The organism is Clostridium sp. AM33-3, from assembly GCF_003480315.1.
GTDB lineage: Bacteria > Bacillota > Clostridia > Lachnospirales > Lachnospiraceae > Brotaphodocola.
Map to the genome: position 1 here is coordinate 1429 of NZ_QUIV01000014.1, position 20297 is coordinate 21725.

At 52.0% G+C, this 20297-nt stretch carries 16 protein-coding genes; all 16 read right to left on the reverse strand.

Going from position 1 to position 20297, the window contains the following annotated elements; genetic code table 11:
* Positions 1–591 (reverse strand): ECF transporter S component (locus DW819_RS09420; RefSeq protein ID WP_118733136.1); only part of this gene is annotated, 591 nt, incomplete at its 3' end.
* 134 nt (positions 592–725) lie between these two features.
* Entirely contained in the window at positions 726–1382 is a 657-nt protein-coding gene (locus tag DW819_RS09425; RefSeq protein ID WP_118733070.1) for a thiamine diphosphokinase, read from the reverse strand.
* Positions 1379–2044, reverse strand: a complete 666-nt coding sequence (rpe, locus tag DW819_RS09430; RefSeq protein ID WP_118733071.1) for a ribulose-phosphate 3-epimerase — start codon at positions 2042–2044, stop codon at positions 1379–1381. The genes DW819_RS09425 and rpe overlap by 4 nt, the downstream gene beginning before the upstream one ends.
* 24 nt (positions 2045–2068) lie before the next feature.
* Positions 2069–2950 (reverse strand): ribosome small subunit-dependent GTPase A, encoded by an 882-nt coding sequence (gene rsgA, locus DW819_RS09435; RefSeq protein WP_118733072.1) that lies wholly within the window; start codon positions 2948–2950, stop codon positions 2069–2071.
* Between the two features lie 14 nt (positions 2951–2964).
* On the reverse strand, positions 2965–5184 hold the full coding sequence (gene pknB, locus DW819_RS09440; RefSeq protein ID WP_118733073.1) for a Stk1 family PASTA domain-containing Ser/Thr kinase: 2220 nt from the start codon (positions 5182–5184) through the stop codon (positions 2965–2967).
* Positions 5181–5924 (reverse strand): Stp1/IreP family PP2C-type Ser/Thr phosphatase, encoded by a 744-nt coding sequence (locus DW819_RS09445; protein ID WP_118733074.1) that lies wholly within the window; start codon positions 5922–5924, stop codon positions 5181–5183. The genes pknB and DW819_RS09445 overlap by 4 nt, the downstream gene beginning before the upstream one ends.
* Before the next feature lie 3 nt (positions 5925–5927).
* Positions 5928–6980 (reverse strand): 23S rRNA (adenine(2503)-C(2))-methyltransferase RlmN, encoded by a 1053-nt coding sequence (gene rlmN, locus DW819_RS09450; RefSeq protein ID WP_118733075.1) that lies wholly within the window; start codon positions 6978–6980, stop codon positions 5928–5930.
* Between the two features lie 9 nt (positions 6981–6989).
* Positions 6990–8330: a 16S rRNA (cytosine(967)-C(5))-methyltransferase RsmB gene (gene rsmB, locus DW819_RS09455; RefSeq protein ID WP_118733076.1), complete on the reverse strand. Its 1341-nt coding sequence runs from the start codon at positions 8328–8330 to the stop codon at positions 6990–6992.
* Positions 8323–9045, reverse strand: a complete 723-nt coding sequence (locus DW819_RS09460; protein WP_118733077.1) for a zinc metallopeptidase — start codon at positions 9043–9045, stop codon at positions 8323–8325. The genes rsmB and DW819_RS09460 overlap by 8 nt, the downstream gene beginning before the upstream one ends.
* Positions 9046–9047: 2 nt before the next feature.
* The gene (gene fmt / locus DW819_RS09465) at positions 9048–9989 is read right to left on the reverse strand and encodes a methionyl-tRNA formyltransferase (RefSeq protein WP_118733078.1); all 942 of its coding nucleotides are present in this window, start codon (positions 9987–9989) and stop codon (positions 9048–9050) included.
* A gap of 3 nt (positions 9990–9992) precedes the next feature.
* A complete protein-coding gene (gene def, locus DW819_RS09470; RefSeq protein WP_118733079.1) occupies positions 9993–10472 on the reverse strand; it encodes a peptide deformylase in 480 nt (159 codons plus the stop codon).
* Between the two features lie 26 nt (positions 10473–10498).
* Positions 10499–12520, reverse strand: a complete 2022-nt coding sequence (gene priA, locus DW819_RS09475; RefSeq protein ID WP_118733080.1) for a primosomal protein N' — start codon at positions 12518–12520, stop codon at positions 10499–10501.
* 24 nt (positions 12521–12544) lie between these two features.
* Entirely contained in the window at positions 12545–13921 is a 1377-nt protein-coding gene (gene murF / locus DW819_RS09480; protein WP_118733081.1) for a UDP-N-acetylmuramoyl-tripeptide--D-alanyl-D-alanine ligase, read from the reverse strand.
* Between the two features lie 26 nt (positions 13922–13947).
* Positions 13948–15405, reverse strand: a complete 1458-nt coding sequence (locus DW819_RS09485; protein ID WP_118733082.1) for a UDP-N-acetylmuramoyl-L-alanyl-D-glutamate--2,6-diaminopimelate ligase — start codon at positions 15403–15405, stop codon at positions 13948–13950.
* An 80-nt stretch (positions 15406–15485) separates the two neighbouring features.
* Positions 15486–17156: a formate--tetrahydrofolate ligase gene (locus DW819_RS09490; RefSeq protein WP_118733083.1), complete on the reverse strand. Its 1671-nt coding sequence runs from the start codon at positions 17154–17156 to the stop codon at positions 15486–15488.
* Positions 17157–17191: 35 nt separating this feature from the next.
* Positions 17192–20203 (reverse strand): DNA translocase FtsK, encoded by a 3012-nt coding sequence (locus DW819_RS09495; protein ID WP_347560194.1) that lies wholly within the window; start codon positions 20201–20203, stop codon positions 17192–17194.
* Positions 20204–20297: the final 94 nt, after the last annotated feature.

The following is a 20297-nucleotide window of genomic DNA, read 5'->3' on the forward strand; positions in this document are numbered from 1 at the left end:
GATTTTCATGAATAGTCCTGCTTTTTTCAATACCGGTCGCACTGCCATATACACCACTACAACTACAATGGTTCCGACAATCGCATTGACCAGGGTTGCTCCTGCTGCCCAGGTTGCCATGATCTTTGCTGCGGAGGATTCTACACCAAGAATATAGTTCTTGTAGAAATATCCGACGATCGGATCCATAACAACGTTGAAGCCCAGGCCTGCAACGGATGCGATCAGCGACCACTTCATGATATATCTGCTGTCATGATCCTCTGTGATGTGTGCGATCTTATGTGCTACAAAACCTGCGATCAGACCGATGCAGAGCTTCAGGATGAAGGTTTTCGGAGCACTGGTGATATACACCGGATCCAGAAGATCCGCAATGGTCATCCCCAGGGAACCTGCCACACCACCGTAGCCGCCGCCAAGAAGCAGGGCTGCGAGAACACAGAATGCATTGCCGATATGCAGTGCCGTAGTATCACCGCCCGGAGTCGGGATCGGAATTTTTAAGAATGTAAAGGCCACATAACACAGGGCCGCCATCAGCGCTGTAAGCACCAGCTTGTATACTTTGTCGTTTTCTCTGTTTTTCATAATCATTCTCCTTGCTGCTTTTGTAGGACACAGGACCGCCTCAGATTTTTCAGGCAGTCTTTGTATGCCGCTTATCATATCACGCAAGTGGAATGATATTAATAGCCAGTTTTAATATTTTTAGCCAGTCCAGTTTAATCGTGGGATTCGATACAGATCAGAATGCCCTCTTCCAGGGTAATTGCAGCGGTATCCTCCGCGATCTCATTGCTGATACAAAGCCCCACTTCTTCACCACGGTAAATGGTCTTATCCTTGAGCGGATACTTAAATCCGGTCAGTGTAATTCCGGTCACCTCTTCCGTGTAGGGAGCAAAAGAAACATATTTTCCCCACTGCGTCTCCCTGGAAAAGGTACGGGCACCATCCAGCAGGCTCAGACGATTCTGCGCATCCACGATATAAGCGGCAATTCCCCGCTCTATACAGGTTTTCAGTGCATGGATGTTGCCGATCATATGGTCAATACGGCCACCGGTAGCACCCAGGAACACGATTTCATCACAGGAAAGGGTCAGAGCCCGGTTTCTTGCAAGCTCTGTGTCTGTCTCATTCTTCTCCGGCTTATGCTGCTCCCATACAATAAACGGGTACTGGCGGAATTCTTCCCGTATCTCGTTTGATACAGAATCAAAGTCCCCGACAATATAGTCCGGCACCAGCCCCAGTTCTTTCACGGCTTTCAGACCGCCATCCACTGCAATGATCTTATCAAATGTTTCTTTCTCCAAAAAGGAGCGGGCGAAAGCCAGGTCCAGCTTTCCGCCCGTTATGATCAGACATCTTCTCATTTGTTTGCTTCCTCATGAAAGATTTCTAAAAATGCCTTTACATTAGCCGCTGCATCGTTCTTATACACTGCACTGCCTGCCACAAAGACATTAGCTCCTGCATCCATCAGTTCCCGGACATTGCCAAGACCCACACCGCCGTCTACCTGAATATCGGTCTGCAGGCCGCGTTCATTTAACATAGCACGCAGCTTTCTGATCTTATCTAGGGTATAGGGAATAAACTTCTGCCCTCCAAATCCCGGATTCACGGACATAAGAAGAATCATGTCCACCTGATCGAGGACACAGGAAAGGGTTTCCACCGGAGTAGCCGGATTTAAGGCCACCCCCACCTTCATGCCAAGTTCTTTGATCTGGTTGATGGTGCGGTCTAAGTGACGGCAAGCTTCCTGGTGTACACAGAGGAGATCTGCACCTGCTGCTTTCAGATCAGCCGCATAGCGTCCCGGCTCCTCCACCATCATATGAACGTCAAAAACCTTGTCCGTACAGGAACGGACACTTTGAATGACCGGCATGCCAAAGGAAATGCTCGGCACAAACATACCGTCCATCACATCAATGTGGATGTACTGGGCGCCTGCCTCGGACACAGTCTGAATTTCCTTTCTCAAATTTCCAAAGTCTGCTGCAAGAATGGATGGTGCTAAAATGTACATGATGTGTTACTCCTTGATTCTCTCTTAATATTTTCTGCGGTTCTTCAGTTCCTGGTATAGCAGCCCATAATTGTCGTACCGGCTTTGACTGATCTTTCCTTCAGCCAGTGCCGCTTTCACGCCGCACACCGGCTCCCCGATATGGACGCAGTCCCTCTGGAATCTGCATTCCGCCTCATAAGCCTCAAATTCCGGGAAATAATCTTTCAGTTCCTGCGGTTCGATCTCTTCCAGATACATAGAAGAAAATCCCGGTGTATCCATGAGATACGTATCCTCCTCCACACAGAAAAGCTCCGCGTGACGGGTGGTATGTTTCCCGCGCTTAATCTTCTCGCTGATGCTTCCGGTCTCCATCGCTGCCTCCGGCTGAAGAAGATTGGTCAGGGACGATTTGCCCACACCGGACGGACCGGCCAGGATCGTGGTCTTCCCGCGCAGATAATCCCGCACAGCCTCCACACCGGATTTCTCGTACGTGCTGACAAACATGACCGGATATCCGGCCTGCTCATAAATGCTTCTGTACTCCTGCTGCTTTGCCCCGTTTTCCAGATCTGTCTTATTAAAACAGATGGTCACAGGAATATCCTGAACTAGCATCATGATCAGAAAACGGTCCAGCAGGTTAAAGTTCGGATCCGGCTGGGTAATTGCAAAAACCACCAGTGCCTGGTCCACATTGGCCGATGCCGGACGTATCAGCACATTTTTCCGTGGAAGTATCTTATCGATATTTCCCTCCAGGGCTGTCTCGTCCAGCACCGTAAATTCCACGTTGTCTCCCACGACCGGCTTGATGCCCCGGTTGCGGAAAACTCCTTTTGCCTTGCAGGCATATACCTTATCATGTCCGTCGTGGATATAATAAAAGCCTGCGATTCCTTTAATGATTTTTCCTGTCATATATATGATCCTTTTTAATCCATCGGGAAGAATGTCAGCTGGTAAGTCTTAATGACCGCGCCGGAATTCACATCTACAATTTCCAGGGTTCCCTGATCCGTCCCGTCCATGCTCTCAATGCTTGTGAAATTGACCGGAAGGAGCACGTCGCCCTTGATGGTAGTAGACTGGGTCAGAATCTTGTAATGCGGATTATCCGCAGTTCCCTGGTGCAGACGGATCTGAATGGTAACACTGGAGCTTCCGGCTCCCGGTCCGATCAGGCTGCTTAAATCATATACCTGATTGATGGACGCTACATAACGCTGATGCTTCACCTCCGGACCGCTGCTGACCACATAATCGATCTTGCTTCCTTTTGCCAACTGAGTGCCGGATGTCACGGACTGGCTGATGACAGAGCCCTTTTCCACCGTATCGCTGGACTGGGTGGATGTATTGCCTGGCATCAGATCATTCTCCGCCAGAAGCGCAATGGCCTCTTCCTCCGACTTGCCTACCAGATAGGGGGCCGGGACCTTATCCACATGCGGACCACTGCTGACATACAGATAGACCGTACCACCATCAGCCACCAGCTCCGGCTCATACCGCATGACGGTTCCTGCCTTGATGTTCTCGTTTTCCTCTTCCACCACCTGGACCTTCAGTCCTTTGCTCTCCAGAAAGCTGACTGCGGTAGTCTGATCCAGATCCGTGATGCCAAGCTTGCTCAGCTCCAGCTTGTCGGTGCCGTTGCTGATCACCACATTCACCTGGCCACCCTTTAACACAACAGTTCCTGCCTCCGGATCCTGTCTGGCCACAATGCCTTTTTCAACATCATCAAAATATTCATAGGTTCGTTTCATGGTCAGAGAATGCTCCTTAAGGGTACTCTCTGCCATGTTCTCAGAAAGTCCCAGTACGGATGGCATGTTGACTTCCGTATCCTTTAAGATCAGTTCCCCGGCCTCTGCCTGGCTGCTTTCTGTCTGGGAATTTCCCAGGATTCCGCTTCCCGCTTTAAAGAAAGCGCCGAGCTTTGAGAATACCACAATCAGCACTGCTACCACCACAATGGCAGCAACAATACCTGCACCTGCCAAAAGCCGCTCAATATGCGGATTCGCCTGGTCATCCTCCTCGTTCCGTTTCCGGTGTTTTGCCTGCGGTCTGTAAGGTTTAGACGACTTTCTCCCCTGAGCTGGCAGCGGTTCTTCCTGATTGTCTTCTCCCTGACTGTTTTCTTCCTGATAAGCGTCCCAGGCAGCTTTTGCCTCCCGGTCATAATTTTCCCGGTGTTCCTGCTCCATGCGCTCCGGACGCCGAAACTGCTTGATCTGAGACAGCTGTTCACTGCTGATCTGAACCGTTTCGCCATTTAAGGCACGTTCCTCGGCATCTGCCGGACGGTTTCCGCCCTCGGATGCCGGCCAGATCAGTGCTGCCCGCAGATCTGTGATCACCTCCTGGGCACTGCGGTAACGGCGTTCCGGTTTTTTCTCCATACAGGTCAGTATGATCCGTTCAAGACTCATTGGAATCTCCGGATTGTAAACACTGGGCGGCACCACAGCATCCTCCAGGTGCGCCAGGGCAATGGCCACCGTATTGTCTCCATCAAAGGGGACACGTCCGGTCACCATCTCATACATGGTCACTCCAAGGGAATATATGTCACTCCGCTCATCACTGAAGCCGCCTCTGGCCTGCTCCGGTGAAATATAATGGACCGATCCCATGGCCGAGGAGGTCATGGTCTGTGCCGACACTGCTCTTGCAATGCCGAAATCTGCCACCTTCACCTTGCCATCCCGGGAAATGATCATATTCTGCGGCTTGATATCCCGGTGAATGATATGCTGCTCATGTGCCGCCGCAATGCCCTGTGCTACCTGAATGGCAATGCCGATGGTCTCTTTAATTTCCAGCCGCCCCTTCTTCTGGATATAGCTTTTCAGGGTAATCCCCTCGATCAGCTCCATGACTATGTAATGAAGCTTTCCTTCATCGATAACATCGTAAACACTGACAATGTTCGGATGGGAAAGCCCGGCAGCAGACTGGGCTTCCATCTTAAACTTGCTGACAAAGCTGCTGTCGTTGCAGAATTCTTCCTTCAGGACCTTGATGGCCACCAGACGATTTAATTTATGACATTTGGCCTTGTAGACCACAGACATGCCGCCTGAGCCGATCTGCTCCAGGATTTCATAGCGGTCCTGCAAAAATGTTCCGGGTCTCAGTATCATAAGCTCACCTCACTTATCTGCGGTTCCACAAGAACAACCGAAATGTTATCCAGTCCGCCGCTGCGGTTTGCTGCATCCACCAGGGCTTTTGCCCGGCTTTCTACTCCATCCTCGGAACGAATAATATATTCGATTTCCAGTTCATCCACCATATTGCTCAGCCCGTCCGAGCACATGAGGATCTGGTCACCACTCTTTAGTTTCAGCGCAAACAGGTCTGTATCGACCTGCGCGCTGACACCTACAGCTCTGGTGATGATATTTTTCTTTTCCAGATAATCTCGGCTGCCGCGCTTTAGTTTTCCCATGGCAACCAGTTCTTCCACATAGGAATGGTCTTTTGTGATCTGTTCGAGTGCTTCCCGCAGAAGATAAAGACGGCTGTCTCCGATATTTGCCACATAAAGCACGCTACCCTTGATGGTAGCCAACACCAGGGTACTTCCGGCTCCGTTCAGCTTCGGATCCCGGCTGGTACACTCATAAAGATCGCGGTTTACCTTCCGGATCCCCTCTTTTAAAATTCCATGAACGTCCCGTTCCGGGTACGGCATTTCAAAAAAACGGACCAGATTTTCCACCACAAAGTTGGAGGCAAAATCCCCCGCCTGATGTCCGCCCATGCCATCCGCCACAATAAACAGATTCTCCAGGGATCCGATGGATTTTGTGCAGGCGTAAACAGAATCCTGATTCATGCTCCGCTTCTGGCCTACATCTGTCAGTGCATATGCCTCCATGCTTCAGATTCCTCCTTTGCTTTCCTCTTCCAGAAAGCTCTTTCTCAGCTGGCCGCAGGCGCCATTGATATCGCGTCCCATTTCCCGGCGGACCGTCACGTTGATGCCGTTCTTCTCCAGATAAGACTTGAACGCTTCGATCGCCTTCCGGTCTGACTGGCGGTAATCCCGCTCTTTAATAGGATTGACCGGGATCAGATTGACATGACCGTGCATGTTTTTGAGCAGGGACGTAAGTGCCTTCGCCTCATCCAGGTTATCATTGACGCCACTTACCAGACTGTACTCGAAGGTCAGACGGCGGCCGGTCTTCTCGAAATAGGTCTGGCAGGCCGGCAGGATTTCCTTTAAGCTATAGCGGTTTGCGATCGGCATCAGAGTCTTTCGCACCTCGTCATTCGGTGCATGCAGTGACAAAGCCAGGGTGATCTGGATATTCTCCTCTGCCAGCCTTAAGATATTCGGCACGATACCGCAGGTTGAGAGCGTAATATTTCTCTGGCTGATATTCAGCCCGTTTTCATCTGAGATCATGCGTAGAAAACGGATCACATTGTCATAGTTGTCAAGCGGTTCTCCGGAACCCATGATCACGATATTGGAAACTCGTTCCCCGGTCAGCGTCTGGATCCGGTAAATCTGGTCCAGCATCTCTGCCGTTGTCAGGTTCCGCTCAAGACCGTCCAACGTAGAAGCACAGAAGCGGCAGCCCATACGGCAGCCTACCTGAGAGGATATACAAACGCTGTTGCCATGATGATACTGCATCCACACACTCTCAATGACATTGCCGTCCTCCAGACGGAACAGATATTTGCGGGTGCCGTCAATCTGGGAGATTTTCACATCTGCCGGATACAGTGCAGTCAGCGTAAACTGTTCTTTTAATTTTTCGCGCAGCGGCTTGGACAGATTACTCATCTCATCAAAATCCGTCACCAGCTTCTGATGAAGCCACTGGTAAATCTGTTTTGCCCGAAATGGTTTATCTCCCATCTGCCGGATGAGCTCAGTCAGCTCCTCCAGAGTCAGGGATTTGATATCTAGCTTTTCCATAATAATCTGCTACTCCTTTCTCCGGAACGCGGAGATAAAGAACCCATCGCATGGGTATCTGCCCGGAAGAAGCTGAATATATCCGTCTTTCATGGTTTTTTCTGCCACCTGGCTTCCAAACGCTCCTTCCAGGCTCAGCGGTTCAAACGGAAGCGCTTCTAAAATCCAGTTTCTCTGATCTTCATTCTCCAGATGATCGATGGTACAGGTGCTGTAGATCAGCTTTCCGCCCGGCTTAACATATTTCCAGACTACAGACAGAATGTCCCGCTGGAGTTCTGCCAGTTCTTCCAGGTCTTCCTTTGTCACCTGGTACTTGATATCCGGCTTCCTGCCGATGATGCCGAGCCCTGAGCACGGGAGATCCGCGATTACGATATCTGCCTGCTCATCCCAGGACGGATCTTCCTCCAGTGCGTCCCACACCTCAGCCCGGATATTGGTAAATCCGGTCCGGCGGATGTTATCCTCCACCAGAAGGATCTTCTGCTCCGTTAAATCGCGGACAAGGACCTCTCCGGTTCCGGCGAGCTTATCCGCAATATGCAGACTCTTTCCGCCGGGAGCTCCGCACACATCCAGAACCCTGTCTCCGGATTTCGGATCTGCCGCCTCTCCCACAAAGGATGAACTCACATCCTGCACTGTGATCCAGCCTTCCCGAAAGGCCTTAACGGCATCCAGATAATCGTATCCGGAAAGAAGCAGGGCATGCTCTGCCAGCGGATTCCTCTGCACGGTGACACGATCCTGTTCCAGACTCGCGAGGATCTGTTCCATGGAAGCCCGGTCCAGGTTACAGCGTACGCAAGTCGGGCGTTCCTCTAAGAATGCCTGCATCATGCGCTCCACAGTCTCTGCCGGGTACTGCTGTTTCCACAGTTCAATAATCCAGTCCGGCATGGAATACTTTCGTGACCAGTCGGTGAAAACAAAAGTTTCCTTTTCCCTGGAAATGGTGCGCAGTACACCGTTCACAAAACCTTTCAGGCCGTGGAACTTCCGTTTTACCGCAAGTTTCACCGCCTCATCACATACTGCACTGTCCGGGATCCGGTCCATCTGTAAGATCTGGTACACAGACATACGGAGAATGGTGCGGATCACCGGTTTCATTTTCTTCACTTTTATTTTGGAGCACTGATCGATCACTGCATCGATGGTGAGAAGATACTCGATCGTTCCTTCCACAACTCTTGTGACAAACGCACGGTTCTGTTTTTCCAGATACTGGTGCTTATCCAGTGCTTTTTTTAATACTACATGGCTGTAACCGCCGTTTTCCAGGATCTCCATAAGAATATCCAGGATCAGTTCCCGCTCCTTCGTCGGGCCACTCTGCTTAGTCATTTCGTCTGCGTCCTCCAAACAGGATGATCAGCCGCGCAAGCTGTAAAATGGAAGCAGCCGCGGCTGCCACATAGGTGAGCGCTGCTGCACCCAGCACCTTCCGGGTGCCATCTACCTCGTCCCCCCGGAGAATGCCAAGGCTGTCCACCAGCTGCACCGCGCGGGAGGAAGCATTGAACTCTACCGGCAAGGTGATGATCTGGAATAATACAGCCAGCACAAACATCCAGATACCAATCTCAATGAACGGAGTCAGTCCGATAAAAAAGCCCAGGATGATGAGGGGCAGGGAAATTTTGCTGCCAAGGTTTGCGATCGGCACAAAAGCGGAACGCAGGCGCAGCGGCGCATACCCCACATTGTCCTGAATGGCATGTCCGCACTCATGGGCTGCCACGCCAACGGCTGCGATGGATGTGCTGCCGTAAACAGACTCCGACAGATTGACCGTCTTCGTCCGCGGATCATAGTGATCAGTAAGCTGTCCCCGCACCGGCCGGACCGTCACGTCGTAGATGCCCTGGGACTGCAGCAGGCGTTTTGCTGCCTCCGCGCCGGTCATCCCGGTCATGCTGCGCACACGGGAATAGCGCTGGAACGTACTGTTCACTTTGGATGATGCCCACAGTGATAACAGGGCACCGATATAAACAAGGATCATTGTCGGATCAAACAGGCTGTAGCCCAGCCCGTAGTAACCATAGCCACCGTACATGACTACTCACTCCTTTCCATGATACAGCCGGGTTCGATCTGGTATCCACGTAAAAATGCCGCGGTATCCATCCGCTTCTTTCCTTCTAACTGAAGGCTGGTGACACATAACACGCCATTTCCGGTCTGGATCTTCAGGCCCTCCTCACCGGCACTGATCACGCTGCCGCAGGGGGCTTTCACAGCCGGATCCGGAAGCACCTTCGCCTCCCAGATCTTTAGCATTCTGCCATTCCATCTTGTGAACGCGCTCGGCCACGGATTTAAGCCACGCACCAGACGTTCGATTGAAACCGCATCCATGGTCCAGTCAATATCTCCCATGGATTTGGAAATTTTCTTTACATAGGTTGCCTTTTCATGATCCTGCGGCTGCGGGGTAATCTCCCCCTTTTCCAGCTTGCCTAACGTAGAAAGGATCAGACTGCCGCCCAGAAGACTTAACCGGTCAAAAAGGCTTCCCCCGGTTTCATCCGGATTCAGCTTTACGACCGTTTTTTCGAGCATATCACCGGTATCCATCTCCACATCCATCATCATGGTAGTAATGCCGGTCTCCTTATCGCCGTTAATGACTGCCCACTGGATCGGTGCTGCTCCGCGGTACTTCGGCAGCAGGGACGCATGAATGTTCACACAGCCATACTTCGGCAGATCCAAAAGGGACTTTGGAAGGATCTGGCCAAAGGCGATCACAACCATGGCATCCGGGTTTAATGCACGCATTTCTTCCACAAACGCCTCATCTCTTGCACGCACCGGCTGGTAAACCGGGATGTTATGCTGCAGGGCGCATTCCTTGACCGGAGACATATGGATCTCCTTTCCGCGGCCCTTTGGCTTATCCGGCTGAGTGACTACTGCAACAACCTCATGCCCGGAAGCCACCAGCGCTTCTAATGTCGGCACCGAAAAATCCGGTGTTCCCATAAATATGATTCTCATAAATTATTCTTCCTCCGGTTCCACAGTCGTATCCATCAGTTCGCCCTCTACCAGGTCTACATAAAGCTGACCGTGAAGATGCGCACACTCATGGCAGATGCAGCGGGCTAACAGTTCCTCTCCCTCTAACTCAAACTGCTCCATGTTTTCATCGTATGCACGTACTACCACATGATTTGGGCGGGTTACCATGCCTGCCTTTCCAGGCACACTCAGGCACCCCTCCTGACCGGTCTGGCTTCCGCTCTGCTCGATGATCTCCGGATTGATGAGTACATACTGATTGCCGTCATCCACATCCATGACCACGATCTGCTTTAAGATACCCACCTGCGGTGCTGCCAGACCAACACCGTTGGCCTCGTACATTGTCTCAAACATGTCCTCAATGAGCTCCGCAATACGCGGGGTGATCTCTTTGACCGGTTTGCATTCCTTTCTTAAAATATCGTCTCCGATGGTTCTTACCTGTCTGATTGCCATTTATCTCTGTCCTTTCTGTATCGCATTTATGTGAAATCGCACTGCAGCGTCAGTTTTTTGCAGCTTTCTGTTTCATCCCAGCGCATTTTGACATACTTCTGGATTTTTATTAGTATATCATAGTTTTCATGTTTCATATATAAAATTTTTCTGTAGATATCATGAACTTTGTATACAGGAGCAAAAACCGGACCGATGATCTCGGCAGTTTCTCCGAAATGTTTCTGTACAGATTGCGCGATGGCGTCCATGATCCGGCTCATAAGCTCCTCGTCTTCTCCGGCTACCTGCATACACAGCATATGGCAGACCGGAGGATAATGCATCAGCTTCCGGTACCCCATCTCCTGACGGTAAAAGGCTGCATAGTTCTGGGCTGCCGCCGTCTGGATGCTGTAATGCTCCGGCATATAGGTCTGAATCAGCGCAATCCCAGCTTTCCTGCCCCGCCCGGCACGCCCTGCCGCCTGGACCAGAAGCTGAAAGGTACGCTCTGCCGCCTCGAAATCCGGCGCATACAAAGATACATCCGCTGCCAGAACGCCTACCAGGGTCACTCCCGGAAAGTCATGCCCCTTTACGATCATCTGGGTGCCGATGAGAATGTCTGCCCTGCCCTTTGCGAAAGCAGATAAGATTTTCTCATGACCGCCTTTTTTCGAGGTGGTGTCCAGGTCCATCCGTAAAAGCCTTGCCTCCGGAAACATCTGTGCCGCCATCTCCTCGATTTTCTGCGTACCAATACCAAAACCCGCAAGATACGGAGATCCGCAATTCGGACACAGCTTTGGCATGGGGATCTGGTAGCCGCAGTAATGGCACACCAGCCGCTGGCGGTTGTGCAGCGTCAGGGAGACATCACAGTGAGGGCATTTCACAGCCTCGCCGCAGCTTCTGCAGGAGACAAAGCTGGAATAGCCGCGCCGGTTAATAAACAGCATGACCTGCTCTTTTTTTTCCAGCCGGTCCCGGATCAGCTCCTGGAGCCGCTCACTGAATATGGATTTATTTCCGTTTTCCATTTCTTTTCGCAGGTCCACGACCTCCACTGCCGCCATCTCACTTCCGGTCTTTGCGCGTTTTGCGAGCGTAAACAGCCGGTAGGTTTTGTCCTCTGTCTTAAAATACGCCTCCACCGACGGTGTTGCAGAACCAAGCACCAGGGCCGCGCCGCTTAGCTGTGCCAGCTTTTCCGCCACCTCCCGCGCATGATAACGCGGCGTGGTCTCACTCTTGTATGCCCCCTCATGCTCCTCATCTATGATGATGAGTCCCAGATTGGGAAAGGGAGTAAAGAGCGCTGACCGTGCGCCGATCATAATATCCGTCTCACCTTTTGCGGCCCGCTCAAACTGGTCACACTTTTCTCCTGCGGAAAGCCTGGAATGCATGACACAGATGCGGTTTCCAAAGCGGCTGTAAAAGCGGCTCACGGTCTGATAGGTCAGGGCAATCTCCGGGATCAGCACAATGGCCTGCTTTCCCTGCAGCAGCACATGGTCGATCAGGGCCATGTAGACTTCTGTCTTGCCGCTGCCTGTGACACCATGGATGAGACATGGTCTGTGGTCTCCGGAGTCATAGGCAGTAATAAAATCATCCACAATGGACTGCTGCTCCGGATTCAGAAGAACCTCCTGACTGCACTGTGATGGATCGTTTTCCTGCTCCGCCACAGTCTCCACTATTTTTTTATTCCGTGCCTTCACCCTTTTCTTCACCGGAAGTACCGTCTTTAACGCCTGATTCATGGTAGAGCCATATTGCTCTTTCATCCACCAGGCCAGCTCAATGAGCCGGGTATCCGCGGTGATGCTCTTTTCGGTCACGCTGATGATCTCTTTTATTTTCTCTTTATCATAATCCGGTCGGTCGGTGAGTTCCACCACATAGCCGTTTCGTGTTCTGTTTCCTGAACCAAAAGGGACGCAGACCTGCACCCCGACCCGGATCTCCGGCAAAAGTGCCGGCGGGATCCGGTACTGGAATACCCGGTCTACGTCTTCATGGGAAATATCTATAATGATGCTGGCATACTGATCTGCCATATCTGCTCCTGTCTGTTGCCTGTTTTAATCTTTCAGCAGCTTTGCAGCCACTTCTCCGAGTTTCATGCTGTTTGACCCCTTTAGAAGGACACAGTCTCCCGGCTGCAGCTTTGCCCTGATTGCTTCCGCCAGCGCATCACGACGGTTTTCTTCGAAATGGATATACTCCGCCTTCATTCCGGCCCGCTTTGCGCCCCGGGCAATCTGCTCCGCCAGTTCCCCGTATGTAAACAAAATATCCACCGGATGGGATTTCATCCAGCTTCCTACCTCATAGTGGAACTTCGGAGAATCTGGCCCCAGTTCCTTCATATCTGCAAGCACTGCGATGCGGCGTCCCTTTGCCGTTGCCTCGAGAACCTCCAGTCCTGCCTTCATGGAAACCGGGCTTGCATTGTAAGTGTCATCAATGACGGTAATGCCATGCTTCTGCATGACCTGCTGACGGTTCTGAAAACCGGTAAAAGCAGCCAGGCACTTGACTGCACCGGAAAGCGGAACTCCGCTCAGATCCGCCACGGCCAGAGCCACCATGGCATTGAGTACATTATGACGTCCCATGATGCTTAAGCGCACCATATATTTTTCTCCGCGGCAGTTTGCAGTAAATACCGGATATCCGTCCTCGCTGCGGATATCCTCCGCACGGTACTCGGAATTATCTCCGGTTCCGTAATATACGGTTCTGCAGCCGTCCTTGGCTCTGGTCTCCTTTAAGCGTGGGTCATCTCCATTTAAAAAGAGAATGCCGCCTTCTTTCAGACCATCCTGAATCGTCAGTTTCTCATGATAGATATTATCCTGACTTCCCAACTGCTCAATGTGCGTAATTCCCACATTGGTGATTACCGCCATATCCACCTGCGCGATCTTTGCAATGACTGTCAGCTCCCCCGGCATGCTCATGCCAAGCTCCAGCACACCGATCTCATCGGCTGAAGTAATCTCAGACAGGGTGATCGGCACACCTACCTGGCTATTGGAGTTGCCAGGTGTCTTATACACCTGATATTTTGCGGAAAGTGCTGCCGCCACCATCTCACGGGTAGTCGTCTTTCCCACGCTTCCGGTGATGCCTACCAGCGGCAGGCTTAACCGGCTGCGATAATAACGTCCGATATCCTGCAGCGCATTTTTGGTATCTGCAACCCGGATCCACGCATGCTCTGTATCCGCTGCGCTTTCATGCTCCGAAGTAAGAACCGCTGCTGCGCCTGTATCGAATGCCTGCCCGATGAAGCGGTGAGCATCCACCTTTTCTCCGATCAGCGGTACAAACAGGTCATTTCCTTTCATGGTTCTTGAATCAATGCTCAAATGTTCGATCTTCTGGGCCGCATTGCCGCACAGAAGCCGGCCGCCTGTGGCAGCCACGATATCTTTAACCGTTATATTTTCCATTTCCGGATCTCTTTTCTGTTTCTTTTCTACAGGTTCTTCACAACCTCTTCCACCACGGCGCGGTCCAGGAACGGGTAACGCACGCCGTTAATTTCCTGATAATCCTCATGGCCCTTACCGATGATAGCGATCATATCGCCCGGCTCTGCATGTGTGATGCTGTAGGCAATGGCCTCTTTCCGGTCCGGAATCTCCAGGAAGCTTCCACCGGTCTTCTCGATGCTGCCGCGGATATCCGCAATGATATCCTCGACTTTTTCAAAGCGGGAGTTATCTGCGGTTATGATGGACAGATCTGCCATGCGGCCGCCAATCTCTCCCATAGAGTAACGGCGGTCTTTGGATCGGTTTCCTCCGCAGCCAAATACCACAACGAGGCGCTTCGGATGATATTCACGCAGCGTTGCCAGGAGACTCTCCATGCTGACTGCATTGTGCGCGTAATCCACGATCACACAGCACTTTTCAGAGGTGTATACAATCTCCATACGGCCATTGATCTTCAGATGCTCGAGAGCATGCTGCAGCTTTTCTGCCGGTACGCCTACCCAAAGGGTAACGGCCGCAGCTGCCAGCGCATTGTATACATTGAATTTGCCCGGAATGCTGACGCGTACCGGGATCTGGTGCTCACCCTTGATGTCAAATTCCACACCTACAAAATCCGGCTCGGAGACATAGTGGATATTCTCTGCCTGGAAGCCTGCGCCCGCCTTCAGGCCAAAGCCGGTCCACGGACACGGAATATCTTTTACGATTTCCTCAATATGCTCGTCATCTACATTGATCAGGGCACGGTCGCACTGGTAAAACAGCTGTTTCTTATAATACAAATATTCCGCAAAATCCGCATGCTCATCTTTTCCGATATGATCCGGGGAAATATTTGTAAACAGACCATAGTTAAAATGGATTCCGGCCACACGGTGCATTTTCATGGCCTGGGAGGAAACCTCCATCACGCAGCACTCACAGCCCTCTTCCACCATTTTTGCGAAATAGCGGTGCAGATCGTAAGACTCCGGTGTGGTATTCACCGTCGGAAAATGCTCTTTCCCGATATAAACACCGTTGGTTCCGATCATGCCGGTCTTTTTGCCGGATGTCTCTAAAATCGTCTTGATCATATGGGTGGTGGTGGTCTTTCCCTTGGTTCCGGTCACCCCGATCATAGTCAGCTTCCGTGATGGATAGCCAAAGCGGGCAGCCGATAAAAGAGCCAGCGCCTCTCTTCCGTTTTCGGTTTCCACGACGGTCACGCCTTCCGGTGCTTCCACCGGATGCTCGGTCACAAGCACCTTTACGCCTGCCTCCGTCACCTGATAAATGAAATCATGGGAATCAATCTTGGTGCCCTTCATGCAGACAAACACTGCGCCCGGAGCTGCCTTTCTGGAGTCGTACACAACTTCATTTACTTCCACGTCCAGGCTTCCCTGGACCAGCTTATAGGAAAGTCCCTCTAACCAGTCTTTTATCGTCATACTCTTGCCTATCCTTTCTCAGTCAACAGATCCGGCATGGCCCTTATGATACCAGCGCCTGCCGGATCCTTCTTCTATTATTAGAATAATCCGGTGATCATGCCGTTTTCATCTACATCAATGCCATCTGCTGCCGGTCTCTTCGGCAGTCCCGGCATCGTCATGATAGCACCCGTCAGTACTACCACAAAACCGGCGCCTGCAGATACATAGGCATCACGTACGTTGATGGTAAAGCCGGTCGGACGTCCCAGCCTGGTCTGGTCGTCAGACAAAGAATACTGGGTTTTGGCCATGCAGACCGGAAGATTGCCAAAGCCCATCTCCTCGATGCGCGCCAGCGCCTTAGAGGCAGCCGGTGCGTAGGAAACACCATCTGCGCCGTAAATCTCGGTGGCAATGGTCTTTACCTTATCCTTTAAGCTCATCTCATCCGGGTACAGGGCATGGTAATGGCTCTCCTTATTTGCAAGGGTATCCAGAACCTTCTGGGCAAGAGCTTCTCCGCCCTCTCCGCCTTTTGCCCATACCTCAGAAAGGGCGAACTCACAGCCGCGCTCCTCACAGAAATCGCGGATAAACGCATACTCTGCTTCCGTATCGGTCACAAAGGAGTTTAAGGTGACTACCACCGGCACACCGAATTTCTGCAGATTTTCAATGTGCTTCTCCAGATTCACAATACCCTTCTTTAAGGCATCCAGGTTCTCTGCGGAAAGCTCCGTCTTCGGCACTCCGCCGTTGTACTTCAGCGCACGCACAGTTGCAACCAGAACTACTGCATCCGGCTTTAAGTCTGCCTTGCGGCATTTAATATCCAGGAATTTCTCTGCACCCAGATCCGCACCGAAGCCAGCCTCGGTTATCACAACATCTGCCAGCTTTAAGGCTGTCTTGGTAGCGCGCACACTGTTGCAGCCATGGGCAATGTTTGCAAACGGTCCACCGTGTACCAGTGCACCGGTATGCTCCAGAGTCTGGATCAGATTCGGCTTGATCGCGTCCTTTAACAGGGCCGCCATGGCACCCACTGCGTTTAACTGTGCTGCGGTAACCGGCTCTCCGGCATAATTATATGCAACAATGATCTTGCCGAGACGTTTCTTTAAGTCATTCATGTCGTTGGCCAGGCATAAGATTGCCATGATCTCGGAAGCTACGGTGATCACAAAGTGATCCTCACGCACCACACCGTCTGCCTTCGCGCCAAGGCCGACAACGATATTGCGCAGCACACGGTCGTTCATATCCAGGCAGCGTTTCCAGAGAATCTGTCTTGTGTCGATCTGAAGTGCGTTTCCCTGCTGGATGTGGTTATCCAGAAGTGCTGCCAGAAGGTTGTTGGCTGAAGTGATGGCATGGAAATCTCCGGTAAAATGAAGGTTCAGATCTTCCATCGGAACCACCTGGGCAAATCCACCGCCTGCGGCACCGCCCTTAATACCGAAGCACGGTCCCAGAGATGGCTCACGAAGTGCGATCATGGTCTTTTTTCCAAGTCTTGTAAGAGCGTCTGCCAGGCCGATGCTTGTGGTAGTCTTTCCTTCTCCTGCCGGAGTCGGGTTGATGGCAGTTACCAGAACCAGTTTTCCGTCCGGACGGTCTTTTACCTGCTGCCATAGTTCATCCGTGATCTTTGCCTTGTACTTGCCATACAGTTCCAGATCATCCTCAACAATACCATAACTCTCTGCAACCTCTTTGATTGGAAGCTTTACCGCCTCCTGCGCGATTTCGATATCTGTTTTCATAGCCAGAATCCTCCCTTTTCGTGTGTAGTGTTGGGTTAAATGATCTGATCGAATTCTTCCATGGTCATAAGGACCTTGCGGGGCTTTGTTCCCTCTTCCTCGCCGACCACACCGGCCTCTGCCAGCTGGTCCATGATCCTTGCGGCGCGGTTGAACCCAATCTTAAACATACGCTGCAGCATTCCAATGGATGCCTTTTCTTTTTCTATAATGAAACGGCCTGCCTGCTCAAAGTACTCGTCCCGGCTGTTAGACGGGCCGGATGCTTGGGCAGAAGGAGCCGAATTCATACTGTTTTCCACCTCCGGGCTGTACTGGGCCGTAAGCCCCTGCTCGGTGAGGAAGTCCACCACCTGCTGGACTTCGGAATCCGAAACAAAAGCGCCCTGTACACGCTGTGGCTTCGGGAAGCCTGCCGGATAAAAGAGCATGTCGCCCTTTCCGAGCAGCTTTTCCGCACCATTCATGTCAATGATTGTGCGGGAATCCACGCCGGAAGAAACTGAAAACGCGATTCGCGACGGCACGTTGGCCTTGATGAGACCGGTGATGACATTGACAGACGGTCTCTGGGTCGCAATGACCAGATGAATGCCTGCTGCACGGGCCAGCTGGGCCAGACGGCAGATGGCATCCTCCACCTCACCCGGAGCCACCATCATCAGATCCGCCAGCTCGTCCACGATAATGACGATCTGCGGCATCTTCTTCGGTTTATTCTCATCTTCGATATCCTGAATAGTGTCAATTCTCGCATTGTAGCCTTTCAGGTCACGTACACCGTACCTGGCAAATTTTTTGTAGCGGTCTGTCATCTCTGCTACCGCCCAGTTTAATGCGCCGGAGGCTTTCTTCGGATCTGTCACGACCGGGATCAGAAGATGCGGGATACCATTATATACACTGAGCTCTACGACCTTCGGGTCTACCATGATGAGCTTGACATCCTCCGGATCTGCCTTGTAGATGATGCTCATGATGATGGTATTGATACAGACAGACTTACCGGAGCCTGTAGCACCCGCGATCAGAAGATGCGGCATCTTGGCGATATCGGTCACCACAACCTGACCGCCGATATCCTTGCCGACTGCAAAGGCCAGACGGGACGGATGCTTCTGGAACGCATCGGATTCTAACAGATCGCGCAGGAATACGGACGTTTTCTCTTTATTCGGCACCTCGATACCCACAGCAGACTTTCCGGGGATCGGAGCCTCGATGCGGATGTCCTCCGCAGCCAGGCTCAGTTTGATGTCATCGGCCAGTCCCACGATCTTGCTGACCTTCACTCCCTGCTCCGGGTGAAGCTCGTAGCGGGTAACCGATGGCCCGCAGCTGATGTTGGTCACGGTAACACCAACGCCGAAGTTTCGCAGTGTCTGCTGCAGCTTCACGGCAGTGTCCCGGTACTCCTGCTCAGAATAACCGCCGGAGCTTCTGCCGCCGCGCTTTAAGAGGCTGAGAGGCGGAAATATATATTCCTTCTTCGGTTCCTCTGCCTGTTCCCGGATCTGCTGCTCCACGGCCACTTCGCTGTCTGCGGCTTCTTCTGATTTCTCCGCTGCCGCTGCTTTCTTTGCGGACTCCAGCTTCTTCTGAAGAGCCTCGGTATCGGTATCGATCACCTTGCCGCCGGCTGTTACCACATGCTTGTTTCCTTCCGGGATTGCGAAATCGGTGTTCTGCTCCGTCTTCACAGTGTATGCCACATCCGGCTCCGGAAGATACTCCTCCGGGGCTGCCTCCTGCCATGCAGGATCCTGCGGTCGGGTATATGTACACTCCTCATGTTCTGCTTTTGCAGGCTCATCCCACGGAGCCTCATCCTGAATCTGCTCCGGTTCCCGCTGATGCTCTGACTGCGCTGTCTGATCATGCGCCGGATTCACCGCGGATTCTTCATCCAGTCTTCTGGCACCGCCGGTAAAAACCTCACCCGCCTGTTCAAACTGTCCAAAACCGGACTCCGTCAGGCGCTTTGCCGCTGCCTCCAGATCATAGTCATCTTCCGGCATGGTAATACTGCCTGTAAAAATATCCGACAGATCCGGTTCCATGGCTTCCTCAGGAAACAGGCGCCGCCCGCGCGATGTTCCGGGAGCCGGAGCCTCCTCTGACGCCTCATCCGCAGCCTGACTGCCGGCCTGCAGCTCTGCGCTGCCGCCATCTTCACTGCTTTTCCCGTAATCTTCTTCATTGCTGCCATCCCAGCCATCTTCGAAGCCTTCTTGCGGCATATCCACTGCATCTTCATTGTCAGAAGCTGACAGCTTCGTGGAACCCAAATTCACGCCCCGCACCCGCTGCTCCTCCCGAAGACGCCTTCGTTCTTCCTGACGCTCGGCATAAAGCTCACGGCGCCGCTCCATATCTTCTCTTGCATGCTGATAGGCCACATCGCTGTGACGTTTTACCGCTTTCACAAAAGAGCGCTGGGTGATGCACACCATGCAGATGATCATTCCAACCGCCATGACCAGAAATGCTCCGATGCTTCCGATAAATGCACGGATTCCGCCAAACAGCAGGCCGCCAAACAGACCGCCGCCCATACCGGATGCCGCTGAAAAGCGGTAATATTCAAAAATGCCTTTTCCTGCTTCCGGCTGCTGCCCAAACATCATCTGTGAGAAACCACATAGCAGGAAAAATGCTGCGGCCGTTGCAATGGTCTTTTGCAGTACAATCCGGTTTTCGCGGTTGGCCTGATAGAAGCAGGTTCCGATAAAGAGAACCAGCGGAGCCACATAGCCCGGAAGGCCAAACAGGCCAAGCTGGATTCCTCTTAAGAAATCACCTGCAAATCCGCATAAATGAAAATTGCTCAAAAATAAAAGCACAGCCAGAGCAAATGACCCTAACACAATGACCTCTGCACGGAGCAGTCCCTCCTGCTCCGGTTCCGGCTCCTGAACCCGTCTCGGTCTGCCCGGTTTGCGTCCTTCTGACGCCCCCTGTGCCCCGGAACGCACAGACTTTCTGCTGCCTGCCGCTTTTCCCGTTCTGTCTGAATTTACTCGGTTTTGCTGTTTCTTCGCTGCCACAAACTTCGGCCTCCTCTTTCCCAATGTAGTTAGTATACAAAAAAATATCAGGAAATGCAAGCCACGTAAAACCGGACGCATGATCCTGCATGAT

Excerpts from the sequence above, each read along its gene's own strand:
- DW819_RS09425 (WP_118733070.1), bottom strand. The coding sequence starts at position 1,382 with ATGAGAAGATGTCTGATCATAACGGGCGGAAAGCTGGACCTGGCTTTC.
- rpe (WP_118733071.1), bottom strand. The coding sequence starts at position 2,044 with ATGTACATTTTAGCACCATCCATTCTTGCAGCAGACTTTGGAAATTTG.
- rsgA (WP_118733072.1), bottom strand. The coding sequence starts at position 2,950 with ATGACAGGAAAAATCATTAAAGGAATCGCAGGCTTTTATTATATCCAC.
- pknB (WP_118733073.1), bottom strand. The coding sequence starts at position 5,184 with ATGATACTGAGACCCGGAACATTTTTGCAGGACCGCTATGAAATCCTG.
- DW819_RS09445 (WP_118733074.1), bottom strand. The coding sequence starts at position 5,924 with ATGGAGGCATATGCACTGACAGATGTAGGCCAGAAGCGGAGCATGAAT.
- rlmN (WP_118733075.1), bottom strand. The coding sequence starts at position 6,980 with ATGGAAAAGCTAGATATCAAATCCCTGACTCTGGAGGAGCTGACTGAG.
- rsmB (WP_118733076.1), bottom strand. The coding sequence starts at position 8,330 with ATGACTAAGCAGAGTGGCCCGACGAAGGAGCGGGAACTGATCCTGGAT.
- DW819_RS09460 (WP_118733077.1), bottom strand. The coding sequence starts at position 9,045 with ATGTACGGTGGCTATGGTTACTACGGGCTGGGCTACAGCCTGTTTGAT.
- fmt (WP_118733078.1), bottom strand. The coding sequence starts at position 9,989 with ATGAGAATCATATTTATGGGAACACCGGATTTTTCGGTGCCGACATTA.
- def (WP_118733079.1), bottom strand. The coding sequence starts at position 10,472 with ATGGCAATCAGACAGGTAAGAACCATCGGAGACGATATTTTAAGAAAG.
- priA (WP_118733080.1), bottom strand. The coding sequence starts at position 12,520 with ATGGCAGATCAGTATGCCAGCATCATTATAGATATTTCCCATGAAGAC.
- murF (WP_118733081.1), bottom strand. The coding sequence starts at position 13,921 with ATGGAAAATATAACGGTTAAAGATATCGTGGCTGCCACAGGCGGCCGG.
- DW819_RS09485 (WP_118733082.1), bottom strand. The coding sequence starts at position 15,405 with ATGACGATAAAAGACTGGTTAGAGGGACTTTCCTATAAGCTGGTCCAG.
- DW819_RS09490 (WP_118733083.1), bottom strand. The coding sequence starts at position 17,156 with ATGAAAACAGATATCGAAATCGCGCAGGAGGCGGTAAAGCTTCCAATC.